The sequence below is a fragment of the Corallococcus carmarthensis genome (genome assembly GCF_003611695.1).
Classification (GTDB): Bacteria; Myxococcota; Myxococcia; order Myxococcales; family Myxococcaceae; genus Corallococcus; species Corallococcus carmarthensis.
The window spans coordinates 1-14,517 of record NZ_RAWE01000124.1 but is presented as its reverse complement, the minus strand read 5'-3'; the positions used below and the strand labels follow the sequence as shown (position 1 = coordinate 14,517).

Below are 14,517 nucleotides of genomic sequence, written 5' to 3'. Positions count from 1 at the left end.
TGGGCGCGCACCTCAGTGCGTGTGCCGGCGGCCCTCGTCCTCCACGACGGCCGCCGCCACCTTCTCCGCCGAGTCGCGCAGCTCCTCCTGGAGGGGCCCGTGCCAGGACTCGAACGCGAACAGCTTCCGCATCAGCTTCCCGGCCTGATAGCCCGGCCGGAGCGCGATGGCGTCGAACATCCACGTCAGCGCCTGATCCGCGAAGGTGTACCAGGACTCCTCGCAGCCCGTGGCGTCCATGGTGAGGTTCATCGTGGTGACGATTCCATCCGCCAGCGCGAGCATCCGGATGTCCGTGTCCTCGGGGGCTGAAGGCAGGTCCCGCTCCAGCGCCTTGAAGTGGGCGCCCAGCTTGAACAGCCATTCTCGCGACTGCGCCAGCGCGTCGATGATGAGCTGGATGTTGTATTCCACGCTCATGTTCGGCGTGGGTTTGTGCCGGAAGAAGCGGTGACACCAGCAGTAGCCACCGAAGCTCTCATTGCCCAGATACAGGTGCGTCTCCGTGTACCAGGGCCCCAGGTTCTGGTTGAGCAGGCGCTGGACGTGTTTCACCATCGTGTCGTGCTGCTCGTCCGTGAGCTTGCGCGTCCCCGGCGGTACCCGTGGCGTCAGGTATTCGCGCAGCAGGCGGATGAGCTTGTCCGGGGCATACCCATCCAGGCTGTCGCGGATGATTGCCCATGAGCCCAGGGGCGTCCTGCTCATACGGCCCCCTCCGCCACCCTCGCCGCCGCGTCCCGGAGGGCTTCCGGAGGGGGCGCCACCCAGGACTCGAAGACGAAGGCGGTGTCCAGCAGCTCCTGTGTGGCGTCCGACAAGGGCAGTCCCATCGCCTCGATGCACCACGACATGGCGTCCTGCGCGACCTGGTACCAGGTCTCCTCACAGGACGTCGTCTCCGCCGTCAGGTCCACGGTCCGCACCAGCCCTTCCGCGAGCGCCTGCGCCCGGAGGGGCTTGTCGTTGGCCGCTGCCTCAAGCTGACGGCGCGCGGACTGATACACGCCGTCCAGCGCATACAGAAACGCCCGGATCCGCTCCAGCGACTCCAGCATGAGCTGGATGTTCTCATCCACGTCCACCGTGCGATGCGGCGGGTTCTGGTTGAAGAACGAGTGGCACCAGCAGTAGCCCCCCAGCACCTCGTTGCCCAGGGGCAGGCCGCTCGCGGTGTACCAGGCCCCCAGCTCGCTCTTGAGCAGGTCTTGGACGGCGTTCTTCGCCTGCTTGAGCCGGGCCTGATGGATCCCACCGGACCGCAACGGGGCCAGGACGTCCCGCAGCTGGGATGCCAGCGGCTCCGGCGCATAGGTATCCAGGCTGTCGCGGATGCGCCGCCACATGGAAGTCGAAGCCTCAACGCTCATGAAGACACCTCGTTGCGGCACGGGGCGTCCGGCCCCGCGATGCTCCGGGCCAGCAGCCTTGCCAGCCGCGTGTAGTTCACCGCATCTCCCGGGTGCTTGGGCCACAGCACCACGGGCGCCAGCGGCGGGGTGGGCAGCCGGCCCCGGCGCAGCATGTATTCCAACCACAGCCGCGCCGCGCGGGCGTTGCCGTCCGGGAAGGGATGGAAGAAACACAGGTCCAGGTACAACCGCGTGGCATGTGCCACGGGGTGGCGGTCTTCCCTGGCGTCCGACTCCACCTTGTCGCGAAAGGCCGCCTCCAGGCCGGGCGCGTGCGCGTAGCGGTGAGCGCCGCCCCACGCGAAGGCGTCCCCGGTGCGGAAGCCCGTGGGCCCGCCCAGGAGCTCCGACTGGACCTCCACCATCCGGGGGAAGGTCAGCGGCTCGCCCGCGTCCGCCAACTGCCGCACCCGGGCCAGGGCCCGCTCGAAGCGCCCCGTCCGCTCCTGCCCCTGGGATTCATGGGCCGCTGCGTCATGGCGGTGCAGGAAGTCCTCCTGGGCTCCCGTCTCCCGGAAGGGCTGACGTGCCGCCGCCTTCAGGTCCGCCCGGAGCGTGGGCAGTGCCCAGTCCAGAGTGCGCGTGGCCTCCCGGTGGGGTGCGAGCTGCTCGGTGGAGGAGGGGACTTTCACTCGGGGTCCGGGGCGAAAGGAGGGGTCAGAAGCCCAGCATGGACGGGTCCGGGTGACAAACACCCCGGGCTCCGGGGCTCTCATGTGGGTCATGGAGTGGAGCCACGGCCCACAATTGCGTAAACAAGCCGTTCTCGCAGCAGGGAGAAGGCACTGAATGAAGACGTTCCTCGTGGTCAACCCGCGCAGCGCCAACGGGCAGACGGGGAAGCGATGGGTGGAGATCTCCTCGCAGGTGGGCAAGGTGCTCGGTGAGTTCGGGCACGGCTTCACCAGCGGCGGCATGGATGCGGCGCGTCTGGCGCGGCAGGCCATCGACGATGGCTATGAGTGCATCGTCGCGGTGGGCGGTGACGGCACCCTCAACGAGGTCACCAACGGCTTCTTCCGAGATGGGCAGGTCATCAACCCGCAGGCCACGTTGGGCCTCCTGCCCCGGGGCACGGGCGGTGACTTCCGCCGCACCTTCGGGTGGGACCTGGAGCTGAACTCCGCGCTGGAGCGGCTGCGCACGGAGAAGACGGAGCCGTTCGACGTGGGTCGGCTGGAGTTCATCGACAACGACGGCAACCCGGCCACGCGCTTCTTCGCCAACATCGCCTCGTTCGGCGTGAGCGCGGTGGTGGCGCGCGAGGTGAACCAGGGCAGCAAGGCGCTGGGCGGCAACCTGAGCTTCATGTGGGGCACCGTGAAGGGCCTCCTGAAGTACCAGGAGCGGCAGGTGCGGCTCACGGTGGACGGCGGCGAGCCGGAGACGGTGAGCGTCACCGCGGTGGCCGTGGCCAACGGGCGCTACTTCGGCAGCGGCATGTTCGTGGCGCCCGACGCGGTGACGCACGACGGCCTCTTCGACGTCACCATCTGGTCCAACTACGGCCTGTCCGACTTCGTCCTCAAGTCCAAGGGCGTCTACAACGGCGACCACGTCACCTGGAAGGGCACGCGGAGGCTGCGCTGCCGCACGCTCCACGCGGAGTCGGAGACGGGCGACGTGTTCCTGGACGTGGACGGCGAGACGCCGGGCCGGCTGCCCTGCACCATGACGCTGCTGCCCGGCGCCATCCGCCTCAAGGTGTAGCGCCGGAGTGGGGCGGGCGCGGCGCGTCCGCCACGGGCGAGCCCGCGCTGGCGTTGGGAGACGCGGGCGCGGGGCGGTACCAGCTGGTCTGTCCAATCAGGTGCCGCGTGAAGCCGTCCTCCACCAGGGGCGAGGCCTCCGCGGCGCCCAGCACCAGGTAGCCATCCGCGTGGAGCATCCGCCGCACGCGGGCGAGCACCGCGCGCCGGGTGGGCACGTCCCAGTAGATCATCACGTTGCGAAGGAAGACGAGGTCCACGGGCGCTTCCAGTGGGAAGTCGTCCATCAGGTTGAGCGGCCGGCACTCCACGGGCCTGCGCACCTGTTCGATGAGCCGCCACCGGTCGCGGTCCTGGTGGAAGTAGCGCTGGCGCAGCTCGGGCGTCAGGCCCCGGTGGATCTCCTTCGCGTCGTAGCGAGCCTCGCTGGCGCGCACGAGCGCGCGGGTGGAGAAGTCCGTGGCGAGGATGCGCACCGTCCAGCCGGTGATCAGCAGCCCGGCCTCCGCCAGCGTCATCGCCACGCTGTAGGGCTCCTGGCCAAAGGCACACGCCGCGCACCAGATGCGCAGCGTTCGCGTGCGGACGCGCTTCGCCAGCAGGGCGGGCAGCACCGTGGTGCGCAGGGCGTCGAATACGGGCGCGTCGCGGAAGAAGGCGGTCTCGTGGTTGGCGAGCGCCTCCGCCATCCGCTGGTGGAGCGGGCTGCCCTCCGGCAGCGAGCGCAACCGTGAGACGAGGGCGGCGATGTCCGGCAGCCGCTCCTCGCGCACGAGCGACGTGAGCCGCGTCTCCACCAGCGCGTGCGTGTCGGACTCCAGCACGAGCCCGGAGCGGCGCAGCACGCGCTGCCGCAGATACGCGAAGTCATCGGGAAACAGCGGCATGCTCAGGTTCTCCGTCCGCGCGGATCCACGCGCCGCACCAGCTCCGGGGCCACTGCGTCCAGGGGCATCACCGCATCCGCGAGCCCCGCCTGCTCCACCGCGCCCGGCATGCTGCCGATGACACTGCTGGCCTGGTCCTGCACCACCACCTGCCCACCCGCCTCGTTCACCCGCCGGCAGCCGCGCAGCCCGTCCTGGCCCATGCCGGTGAGCACCACCGCCAGCACCCCCGCGCCGTACACCTCCGCCGCCGAGCGGAAGAGCAGGTCCACCGCCGGGCGGCACGCGTTCTCCGTGGGGCCCTGGTGCGTGAGCAGCCGCACGCCCGTCGCGTCCCGGCACACGGCCAGGTGGAAGTCCCCAGGGGCGACCCACACCGAGCCGGCCTGCACGGCCGAGCCCGTCACGGCCTCGCGCACGGTGAGCGCGCTCACGCCCTGCAACCGCTCCGCCAGCAGCCGGGTGAAGAGGGGCGGCATGTGCTGCACGATGAGCACCGGCACCGGCAGGTCCGCCGGCAGCGAGGACACCACGCGCACCAGCGCGCCCGGGCCTCCGGTGGACGCGCCGATGACGATGGCCTCCACCCGCGCGGGCGTCTGAGGCCGGGGCTGGGGCGCGCGCGTCACCGGGAACGGCGCCGCCGTGGCGGAGGGCGTGCGCACGTTGAGCGCCTTGAGCTTGCGCACCAGTTCGTCCCGCACGGCCTCCACGGTGATGTTCAGTCCGCCCGCGGAGGTGGGCTTCGTCACGTAGTCGCGTGCCCCCAGCGCGAGCGCCTCCAGGGTCAGCATGCCCGCGCGTTCGGTGAGCGCGCTGAACATCACCACCGGCAGCTCCGGGTCGCGCTGGCGCAGGAGCTTCAGCGTCTCCAGTCCGTCCAGCTCCGGCATCTCCAGATCCAACAGCACCACGTCCGGCTGGAATTGCGCCACCTTGGCAAGCGCGATGCGGCCGTTGGGCGCGGTGGCGACGACCTCCAGGCCGGGATCCGCGCCCAGGAGCAGCGACACCTGGCGCCGCACCACGGCCGCGTCGTCCACCACCAGGACCCGGATGGGATTCATGCGCACCCGCGTCACCGGACCGCGTGCTCGACCGGGCAGCGTCCCGCAGGGGCGCTGCTGACCGTCTCGCCATACACCTCGTGGCGCGGCCGGCCCGCGAGGATGGCGCTGGCGCCCCAATCCGTCACGCGGTGGAAGGCCTCGGACGCGACGAAGGCGTCGAAGCCCTCGCGGCTGTGCCACTCGGAGACGATGAGGTAGCGCCCCGGTGCCCCCACGCTCTTGAACAGCTCCGTATGCGCGTGCGCCGGCAGGGTGCGCATCGCCTCCAGCACGAGCGCGAACTTCCGCTCGAAGGCTTCCGCCTTGCCCTCACGCACTTCGTAGTTCATGCCGATGGTGACCATGCGTCACCTCCTTGTCTGGGTTTCACTCGAGCCAGACCCGGACGTGGCGGTCGCCCTCGTCCAGGTGGAACAACTCCGACGGCCGCAGCCCCGCCGCGACCGCCGCCTTGCCAATGGCCGCCGGATCCACGCCCCGCGCCGCGAGCCTCCGCGGCAGGTCCTCCGGCAGCAGGTCTTCCAGGTGCGCCGCCACGTCCGCGCGGAACGTCAGCGCGACGCGCGTCTGCCCGGCCTCCGTCACGCGGACCTTCAGGTAGCGCGCGGTGCCTTCCCCCCGCGCCTCGGGCAGCGACGGTGGAGGCGGGAGCGATGGGGCGCGCGCCTCGTCCAGCAGCGGCGCCCACGCGATGGGCGTATCGAGCACGTCCAGGTGCCGCACCAGCCCGTGGAATGCGCGCAGGACGAACAGGAGCGACGCGGGCCCGGCCGCGCGGAAGTTCCAGCGGTGCGGCCCCAGCGCCTCGGTGAGCCGCTCGCCCAGCCGCCAGCTTCGCGCGCGAAAGGGACGGTCGAGGAGAAAGGGCTCCAGCAGCACGCGACTGACGGCGGGCAGCGTCTCCGCCATGGGCTCCAGCAGCTCCGGCGTGAAGCCCATCATCACCCACGCGGACAGCACCTGCTCCGGGTGTGGCGGCGTGTTGGGACACCGGAGGAGGGAGATCAGCCGCCCCAGCCCCACGGCCAGCTCCGGCGGCAGCGGCTTCACGCAGCCGAAGTCGAGCACCCCCAGCACGGGCTTGCCGTCCGGCCCCCGGGACACGCGGTAGTTGCCCGGGTGCGGATCCGCGTGGAGCGCGCCCCACGTAAAGCACCCGTGGAGGAACAGCCGCACCAGCGTCGTGGACAGCGCGCGGCGGTCCGCTTCGCTCCAGCGCCATCCATCCGCGAGCGAAGCGCCCTCCACCCAGCTCATCACCAGCAGGTCTTCACGCGTGAGCGCGTCCACCGGCACGGGGACGACGACGCCCGGCACGTCCGTCATGCGCGCGCCCGCGTCCCGCAGGGCCTGGGCTTCGTGGTGGTAGTCCAGTTCGCCCTGGAGCATCCGGGCCAGCTCGTGGCGGTAGGAGGACATGTCCAGCTTCCCGCGCCAGCCACCCAGCGGCGCTGCCAGCCACCCCAGCGCGCGCAGATCATCCCGCACGGCCTCCGCGATGCCCGGGTGCCGCAGCTTCACCGCCACGGTGCGCCCGTCGTGCAGCACCCCTCGGTGCACCTGTCCCAGCGACGCGGCGATGCCCACGCCCTCCAGCGACGTGAACACCTCCCGCCAGGGACGGCCCAACCGGCGGGACACCTCCGCCAGCGCGGCCTCCGGCGCGAGCGGGGAGGGCGCCTCCGCGAGTGAACCGAACCCCGGCGTGTCCGCGCCCAGCTGCGCGAGCGTGAGCACCTGCCCCACCTTCTGGGGCAGTCCCCGCAGGCCCAGCAGCCGCTCGGTCAGTTCGCGCCGGGCGCGCTCCGCGTCCTGGGGACGGGACACCCGCCGCAGGCGCGTGGAGGCGCGGGCCACCTGACCCAGCTCCCACCACCGCTTCAATCCGGTCCGCACGTGCCGTGGCTCCAGGGCTTGATGCCGCCCGCGCTACTTCGTCCGGACCTGCTTGTCGGAGGTGTCCACCTGCACGACCAGCCGTTGCAGCGACTGCGCCATGTGGGCCAGCTCCCCCGCCGAGCGCTGCGTGCTGCCCGCGCCCTCGGTGGTGCTGCGCGCGGCCTCCGCCACGGCGGCCATGTTCTCGGAGATCTGCTGGCTGCCCTTGGCGGCCTCGCCCACGTTGCGGAGGATTTCGCCCGCGGTGGCCGTCTGCTCCTCCACGGAGGAGGCGATGGACGTCTGCAGCTCGTTGATGCGGCCGATGGTGGCGCCAATCTCCAGGATGGCGTTGACCACCTCCTCGGTGTCGCCCTGGATGCTGCCGATCTTCTGGCCGATGTCCTCCGTGGCGCGGGCCGTCTCGCGCGCCAGCTCCTTCACCTCGTTGGCCACCACCGCGAAGCCCCGTCCCGCCTCACCCGCGCGGGCCGCCTCGATGGTCGCGTTGAGCGCGAGCAGGTTCGTCTGCTGCGCGATGGAGGTGATGACCTTGATGACCTTGCCGATCTCCTGGCTGCTGGTCCCCAGTTTGCCGACGATGCTGGACGTGGAGTCCGCCAGCTTGACCGCGGACGACGCCACCTTGGCGGCGCTGCTCGCGTTGCGTGCCACCTCGCGGATGTTCGCGTTGACCTCCTCCATGCCGGACGCGACGCTCTGCACGTTGCGGCTGACCTGTTCGGCGCCGGCGGACACCTGGGTGGCCTGCGCCGCGGTCTCCTGCGCGTTGCTCACCATCTGCTGGCTGACGCTGGACAGCTCCTGCGACGACGCCGCGAGCGTCTGCGAGTGCTGCGTCACCTCCTGGAAGATGCCGCGCAGGGTGGAGTCCAGCTCCTTCTCACGCTGCTGCACGGCGAGCTTCTCCGTGATCAGCTCCCACGTCACCATGGGGCCCAGGTAGCGGCCCTGCCCGTCGTACACCGCGGTCACCAGCAGGTCCGCGACCTCCGGCCCGATGGGGATGTTCGCGCGCACGGGCAGGTTCTTGTCGTTGGACAGGATCTTCCGCTGGTACGACGAGTCGCGGTGGAAGACGTCGATGGTGGACCCCAGCACCCGGTCCGCCGTGATGGGCAGGTGCTTCTCCACGCGCTGCAGGAGCCGGCGCGAGGCGGGGTTCAGGTAGACGATCTTCAGGTCCACGTCGGCCACCATCACGCAGGTGGGCGCGTTCTCCAGCATTGCCCTGAGGCGAGCCATCTCCGTGTCCGCGCGCTGCTGATCCGTGATGTCCGTCCACGTCACCACGTAGCCGGTGATCGCTCCGCCCCGGCCCGCGATGCCGTCGATGCGCGCCTTGAGCAGCGTGGGGCCCACCGCGAAGTGGGTTTCGTGCGGCAGCGCGGAGGGGTCGTTCAACCGGTCCTCGTCCAGGCGCAGCTGGTGCTCGAAGTGGGCCAGGAAGTCGCTGCCCGCGTCCCCCGCACCGTTGCTGATGCGCTCGATGGCCTCCGTGGCGGACGCGTTCGTGAAGACGATGTTCAGGTCCGCGTCCAGGACGAACAGGCTGACCCGCGCCGCGTCCAGCAACGCCTCGCTCAGGGCGCCTTCGAGCGGCGTGGCCGCGCGGCGGCGGGAGGACCGGGCGGCGGGAGCGGACGCCGCGGCGACCCGGCGTCCCGCCGTGCGGGAGGCACGCGCCGGGGCGCGCTTCGCGACGGGCCGGGAGGCGGACTTCGGCGCGGGCTTGATGACGATGTCGTCCTGCAACGTGCCCACCGCCGCGAGCACCTCGCGGGCGACGGGGCCCGGCACGTCCAGCTCATCCATCACGGTGGCCAGGTGTTCGGCGACGCGCTCGAAGTGGTGGGGCTTCAGCTCCATGCGCGCGTGCACGTCGCGCATCGACGGGCCGCGATAGACGGCCGGACCGCCCAGGTGCTGGGTGAGGAAGGCGACCATCTGGCGCTGGAGCTGGATCAGGTCCGCGCGGCGGAAGAAGGGCTTGAGCAGCGCGTCCGTCATCACCCGCGCGTAGAGCTTCTGCACGGCGGCCGTCAGCGGGACCTTGCCGCCCAGGCGCTGGAAGAGGGTGGTTTTCACGGCGGGCGCGGTCGGGCGGGCCATCAGCGGGACTCCTGGGAAATCACGGGGAAGGAAGGGGAGGCGGAGGCGCTGGACGTGGGCGCGAGCCCGTCCACCACCGCATCCGCGGACAACACGAGCAGCAGCCGATCCGGCAGCGCATGGACACCCAGCAGCAGCGAGCGCAGCGGCCCGCGCAGGTTGTCCGGCAGCGGCGCCAGGTCCGACTGCTCGAAGGGAATGATGTCGCCAATGGCATCCACGCGGAGGCTCACCGCGCCGTCGTCGCCGCGCAGGACGACGTGGGGCGCGTCCGCGGGGGCGGTGCCGTCAGGCAGGTCCAGGCGGCGGCGCAGGTCGATGGCGGGGACGATCTGCCCGCGCAGGTTGAGCAGCCCCGCCACTTCCGGGGGCGCGCCGGGCACGCGCGTGAGCGGAGGCGGCAGGAGGATCTCCTGCACGCGTTCGATGTCCAGGCCGAACAGGTGGTCGCCCACGCGGAAGGAGCACAGCTGGCGGAAGGCGCTCATGGCGCACCGCCCGTCAAGAGTTGCGGGTGCACGGCGCGCACGGTGCCCTCCACGTCCAGGAACTCGGTGGCACGGGCCTGCACCACCATGGAGCCCAGCACACCCGGGCGGCGCGTCTCACGCTGGAGCGCGAGCTCCACCTCCGCGACGTCGAGGATGGCGTCCACCACCAGCCCCACGCGCGTGTCCGCGTGCGTGGTGACGACGACGGACAGCGACTCGCCCATCGCGACCTGGAGGTTCTGGGTGATCCGCTCCGTCGCGCCGGGCCTCGCCTCCAGCACGGAGGCCACGCGCACCAGCGGCAACAGCTGCCCGTGGTAGCGCGCCATCTCCATGCCTCCGCTCAGCCGCTCCACGTCCGACGCGGGCAACTCCTCCAGCCGCGCCACGCGCGACAGCGGGATGGCCACGCGGCCCTCCGCGCCGGTGCGGCACAGGAGCACCCGCTCGCGCGCGTCCTCGGGTCGTGGCGCTTCCGTAACGGCTTCTGGAATGACGACCTGGGCCTGCGCCTCGGCCACGGTGCCCACGCGGCGGCCCAGGCCCATGGCGTCCAGGATGAGCGCCACGCGCCCGTCGCCCAGCACCGTCGCGCCCGCGTAGCAGGCCAGCCCCTTCAGGTGCTTCCACAGCGGCTTGACGACGATCTCCTCCGTGTCGCGGATGGCGTCCACCCACAGCCCGAAGGTGCGCTCGCCGGCCTGCAACACGACGAGGGTGGCGCCCGCGTCCAGGTCCGGCGCCGCGGGCCCCACGCCCAGCTCGGCCGCCAGCACCACCAGCGGCAGCAGCTCACCTCGCAGGCGCAGGACGCACGCCCCCTGGATGCGGGTGATGTCCCTGCGGGCCTGGGCCGGCTCCAGCCACACCACCTCCCGCAGGGAGGCCTGCGGCAGTGCGTAGCGGTCACCCCGGCACGTCACGAGCAGCGCCGGGATGATGGCCAGCGTGAGGGGAATCTTGAGCGTGAACGTGGTGCCCTGGCCGGGCCGGCTGTGCACCTCCACGGTTCCGCCAATGCGCTCCACCTGCGTGCGCACCACGTCCATGCCCACGCCCCGTCCGGACAATGACGTGACGCGCTCCGCGGTGCTGAAGCCCGGCATGAAGATGAGCATCAGCGCGTCCGCGTCCGGAAGCCGCGCCGCCTGGTCGGCCGTGAGCAGGCCCCGCTGCACCGCGACCTGCCGCACGCGCTGCACGTCGATGCCCGCGCCGTCGTCGGACATGCCCAGGTGCACGAGCCCGCCTTCGTGCGACGCGCTCAGCGTCAGGCACCCCACGGGCGGCTTGCCCGCTTCCCGGCGCTGCCCGGGCGTCTCCACGCCGTGGTCCACGGCGTTGCGCAAGAGGTGGGTGAGCGGATCATGCAGCGCCTCCACCAGCGTCTTGTCCAGCTCCGTGTCCGCGCCCTGGAGTTGCAGCCGCACCTGCTTGCCGCACCCGTGCGCCAGCTCGCGCACGAGCCGAGGGAAGCGGTTCCACACCTGGCCCACCGGCTGGAGCCGCGTCTTCATCACCACCTGCTGCACCTGCGTGGTGACGACATCCAGCCGCTGCGACGCGGTCATCAGCTCCGCGCCCGGCGTGGGGGACGCCGCGCACTGGAGGATGCGGTTGCGCGCCAGCACCAGCTCGCCCATCAGGTTCATCAGGCGGTCCAGCAGCGCCACGTCCACGCGCAGCTTGGAATCCACGCCGGTGGCGGCGCCGCGCCAGGGGATGGCGCCCGGAGGCGTCAGGGGCTCCAACACCTCCATGGGAGCGGAGGCCGCCGCCGCGCCCGCCATACGAGCGAGCAGCGCGGAATGATCCACCGCGGGCTCCAGCCCCGTCGCCTCGATGTGCTCCAGCGCCGCGCGCGCCGCGTCCGCCGCCGCCAGCAGCGTGGACACGCGCTCGCGGTCCAGCACCAGCCGCCGGTCGCGCGCCAAGCCGAGCATCTCCTCGGCGGCGTGCATCAGCGCTTCCAGGCGGGTGAAGCCCAGGAAGCCGCAGGTGCCCTTCACGGTGTGCAGGCTGCGGAACAGCTGCGCCAGCAACGCCTGCGAACCCGGCTGCGCCTCCAGCTCCAGCACCGTCGCCTCGATGCTCTGCACGTGTTCGCGGGACTCGAGGAGGAACTCCCGCATCACGTCATCCCAGCCCGGAGTTTCACCCACGGACAGGATGTCCTTTGACGGAAGTCCACTTGGACTGTATGTGTTTGATGATACGGATTTGACTGGCGCTGCCCATGGGCAACGGCCCCCCCGACCCACAAGACTCCGGAGTCGAAGGGCCAGCATCCTCCAACGTCAACGGCGTGAAAGCTGTCCCGGAGGGAAGGTGCCCTGGTCAGAAGAACAGGCGAAGCAGGTCATACCGCGTCTCCGCCCCCAGCTTCCGGAGCAGGTTCGCCTGGTGGAATTTGACCGTACGCTCGGTAATCCCTAACACGGTCGAGATGTCGGTGGGCGAGCGGCCGAGCGCGAGATATTTCAAGACATCGCCTTCCCGCTCGGACAGCCGCGCGGCGTTCGCCAGGCGCCGCACCTTCGCCTCGAAGAGGCCGCTGAGCGTGGCGTCACCGATGGTGTGCACGCTGACGCGCGCGGTGCCGGCGCCCGTGGGCGTCGCGGTGACGACCTCGTAGCCCTGGGCCTCCGCCGCGGCCTGCCGCACGATGGTGTGGGGCCAGGACGCGGGAGCCGCCGCCGTGAGCGGACAGTCCTGGCAGGGCGCGTCGCGCTGGGCGAAGGCGCCGAAGCACGGCCGGCCCACCATCTCCTCCTGCTGTGACTGCCCGGAGGTCCACACCGCCTTGATCGTCCCGAACGACGACAGCTCGGTGGAGATTTCGTAGCTCATGTCCTGGTGCGGTCCGGGAGCCCGGGAGGCCTCCATGGCCGCGGTGTGCTCGGGGACGGAGAGGAGCGCCGCCGCGCGCGTGATGATGGCCACCAGCCGCAGCGGCGGCTGGCCCACGGCCGCCACGTCCATCTCCACCGACAGGCGCTCGCCGTCGCGCGTGAGCACCTCCGTCTCCAGCCGGTGCTCGGCGCTGGTGAAGATGGCCCGCAGCGCCCGTCCCACCTCACGTCCGTGCTCATGCGGCGTGCAGATATCCGTCCAGCGGCGCCCCAGCAACTCCTCACGGGGCCGGCCCAGCAACGACGTGAATGCACTGTTGGCCAGCTCGATACGGCCGCGCCGATCCATCACGACGATGGGTCGCGTGTCCCGCTCCGCGAGCAGGGATGCGGTCAACGACCAGTCCATGTTGCCCCCCAGCCGTTGCAACCACGGTCAAGCTTTACAGAGGTAATGCCGAATTGCTCGGTTTAAATATCTTACAGCGACGCGACTGGGTTTGCAGTTGGACAAAGGTTCAATCACAGACCGTCGCGTTGGGAGGATGACAGCCCGTGCGTGCCCGTCCACCTGGTGGGCGTGCTGGAAACCTGGAACGTCGCGCGGAATCCGGGCAACCTGCTGCATCGCCTGGGCTCCGGGATTACTCCCTGGGTTCCACCGCCGTCCCCCTCTGGGAGAGGAGCTGAACGCATGAGCGCACCACGACGACCCGCGCAGTTCGACCTCTTCACCGGGGCGGTGGAGGAGCCGCCGGTGTCGTCCCGCCGCCGGACCCAGCCGGTCGGCCCGGCCGAGCCGTCCGAGAGCCTGCGCGTGCTGGGCGAGCAGCTTCCCCGGGGTGTCTACCTGGGCACGTCGTCGTGGACCTTCCCGGGCTGGAACGGGCTCGTCTATGACCATGAGGCCAGCACGACCCAGCTGGCGCGCGAGGGCCTGGCTGCCTATGCGCACCACCCGGTGCTGCGCACGGTGGGCATCGACCGGACGTTCTACGCGCCGGTGCCCGCCACCACCTTCGCCGAGTACGCCCAGCAGGTGCCGGACGGCTTTCGCTTCCTGGTGAAGGCCCACGAGGCCTGCACGCTGGCGCGCTTCCCCGTGCACGAGCGCTACGGCGCGCACCGGGGGCAGGTGAATGATCGGTTCCTCCAGGCGGCCTACGCGGTGGACCACGTGGTGGCGCCGTTCCTGGAAGGGTTGGGCGACAAGGCGGGTCCGCTCGTCTTCCAGTTCCCGCCGCAGGACCCCGCGGCGCTGGGTGGAGTGGGGCGCTTCGTGGAGCGGCTGCACGCGTTCTTCTCCGCGCTGCCCAAGGGCCCGCTCTACGCGGTGGAGGTCCGCAACGAGGAGCTGCTCACGGAGGGCTTCGCGCAGGCGCTGGCGGACACGGGCGTGAGCCCGGTGCTCGCGGTGTGGGCCCACATGCCGCCCGTCGCGCGGCAGGCGAAGCTCACGCGCGCCTTCGAGGCCCGCGCGGTGGTGGTGCGCTGGATGCTGCCGCCGAACCTGGGCTACGAGGAGGCCTACGCCCGCTACGCGCCGTTCAACCGGCTGGTGGACGAGGACGTGGGCACCCGCGACGTCCTGGCCCGGGTGTGCATGGCGGCGGTGCGGCGCGAGCGGCCCGTCTTCGTGACCATCAACAACAAGGCGGAAGGGAGCGCTCCGCTGTCCGCTGTCCGGCTGGCGGAACGCGTCGTGTCACACAAGGAAGAGGGCGGCCAACGAAGCGCCGCTCACGCAACATGACTTGCGCGCGAGCACGGCGCTTGCTTACGTGAAAGTCCATGAAGGCGATGACCCTGGCTGCCCTGCTGATGCAGATGACCTCCGCCGGTGGTGCCGGCTCGGAGGGCAAGCGGGCAGGCCACCCCGTGGACGAGGCGGGCACCAGCCACCCGGGCGCGGTGAAGGAGGACATCTCCTCGCTCAAGGGTGAGATCACCAGCCTCAAGGAACAGTTCCGGCTCGCGCGCGAGCGCCAGCGTCTGGCGGCCGAGGAGAAGCAGCGCCAGGAGGAGGCCCGCTACGGTGTCACGCCGAAAGCCACCCCCGCCCCTGCCGCCGGAGGGTCCGGAGCC

At 71.1% G+C, this 14,517-nt stretch carries 14 protein-coding genes; 3 read left to right on the top strand and 11 right to left on the bottom strand.

From position 1 onward, the window contains the following. Positions 1–12 precede the first annotated feature (12 nt). The 3 genes from D7X32_RS27745 to D7X32_RS27735 are packed head-to-tail and all read right to left on the bottom strand — an operon-like array spanning position 13 to position 2,044. On the bottom strand, positions 13–708 hold the full coding sequence (locus D7X32_RS27745; RefSeq protein WP_120605588.1) for a hypothetical protein: 696 nt from the start codon (positions 706–708) through the stop codon (positions 13–15). Then, positions 705–1,370 carry a hypothetical protein gene (locus tag D7X32_RS27740; RefSeq protein WP_147450293.1) on the bottom strand — a complete coding sequence of 222 codons (666 nt, stop codon included), beginning with the start codon at positions 1,368–1,370 and terminating at the stop codon, positions 705–707. Before D7X32_RS27740 ends, D7X32_RS27745 begins: the two co-directional genes overlap by 4 nt. After that, entirely contained in the window at positions 1,367–2,044 is a 678-nt protein-coding gene (locus D7X32_RS27735) for a Fic family protein (RefSeq protein WP_208752556.1), read from the bottom strand. Before D7X32_RS27735 ends, D7X32_RS27740 begins: the two co-directional genes overlap by 4 nt. 157 nt (positions 2,045–2,201) lie before the next feature. On the opposite strand from D7X32_RS27735, the gene D7X32_RS27730 reads away from it, so the two are divergent. Then, a complete protein-coding gene (locus D7X32_RS27730) occupies positions 2,202–3,122 on the top strand; it encodes a diacylglycerol/lipid kinase family protein (protein ID WP_120605585.1) in 921 nt (306 codons plus the stop codon). Here the strand turns inward: D7X32_RS27730 and D7X32_RS27725 are convergent. The 8 genes from D7X32_RS27725 to D7X32_RS27690 form a co-directional block, all read right to left on the bottom strand. After that, positions 3,112–4,008 carry a CheR family methyltransferase gene (locus D7X32_RS27725; RefSeq protein ID WP_120605584.1) on the bottom strand — a complete coding sequence of 299 codons (897 nt, stop codon included), beginning with the start codon at positions 4,006–4,008 and terminating at the stop codon, positions 3,112–3,114. The two genes, D7X32_RS27730 and D7X32_RS27725, sit on opposite strands and share 11 nt — an antisense overlap. A 2-nt stretch (positions 4,009–4,010) precedes the next feature. Further along, complete coding sequence (locus tag D7X32_RS27720; protein WP_120605600.1) at positions 4,011–5,075, bottom strand: protein-glutamate methylesterase/protein-glutamine glutaminase; 1,065 nt, start codon at positions 5,073–5,075, stop codon at positions 4,011–4,013. A gap of 11 nt (positions 5,076–5,086) precedes the next feature. Further along, a complete protein-coding gene (locus D7X32_RS27715) occupies positions 5,087–5,422 on the bottom strand; it encodes an antibiotic biosynthesis monooxygenase family protein (protein ID WP_120605583.1) in 336 nt (111 codons plus the stop codon). Positions 5,423–5,444: 22 nt separating this feature from the next. Next, positions 5,445–6,974, bottom strand: coding sequence for an ABC1 kinase family protein (locus tag D7X32_RS27710; protein WP_120605582.1), 1,530 nt, complete (start codon positions 6,972–6,974; stop codon positions 5,445–5,447). Between the two features lie 33 nt (positions 6,975–7,007). Further along, positions 7,008–9,089 carry a methyl-accepting chemotaxis protein gene (locus tag D7X32_RS27705; RefSeq protein ID WP_120605581.1) on the bottom strand — a complete coding sequence of 694 codons (2,082 nt, stop codon included), beginning with the start codon at positions 9,087–9,089 and terminating at the stop codon, positions 7,008–7,010. Then, on the bottom strand, positions 9,089–9,577 hold the full coding sequence (locus D7X32_RS27700) for a chemotaxis protein CheW (protein WP_120605580.1): 489 nt from the start codon (positions 9,575–9,577) through the stop codon (positions 9,089–9,091). The genes D7X32_RS27705 and D7X32_RS27700 overlap by 1 nt, the downstream gene beginning before the upstream one ends. Further along, positions 9,574–11,742 (bottom strand): chemotaxis protein CheA, encoded by a 2,169-nt coding sequence (locus tag D7X32_RS27695; RefSeq protein ID WP_208752555.1) that lies wholly within the window; start codon positions 11,740–11,742, stop codon positions 9,574–9,576. The genes D7X32_RS27700 and D7X32_RS27695 overlap by 4 nt, the downstream gene beginning before the upstream one ends. Before the next feature lie 175 nt (positions 11,743–11,917). Beyond that, complete coding sequence (locus tag D7X32_RS27690; protein ID WP_120605578.1) at positions 11,918–12,841, bottom strand: PAS and helix-turn-helix domain-containing protein; 924 nt, start codon at positions 12,839–12,841, stop codon at positions 11,918–11,920. A 285-nt stretch (positions 12,842–13,126) separates the two neighbouring features. On the opposite strand from D7X32_RS27690, the gene D7X32_RS27685 reads away from it, so the two are divergent. Both D7X32_RS27685 and D7X32_RS27680 read left to right on the top strand, forming a co-directional pair. Beyond that, a complete protein-coding gene (locus tag D7X32_RS27685; RefSeq protein ID WP_120605577.1) occupies positions 13,127–14,185 on the top strand; it encodes a DUF72 domain-containing protein in 1,059 nt (352 codons plus the stop codon). 38 nt (positions 14,186–14,223) lie between these two features. Next, a partial coding sequence (locus tag D7X32_RS27680) for a hypothetical protein (protein WP_208752554.1) occupies positions 14,224–14,517 on the top strand: 294 nt, incomplete at its 3' end.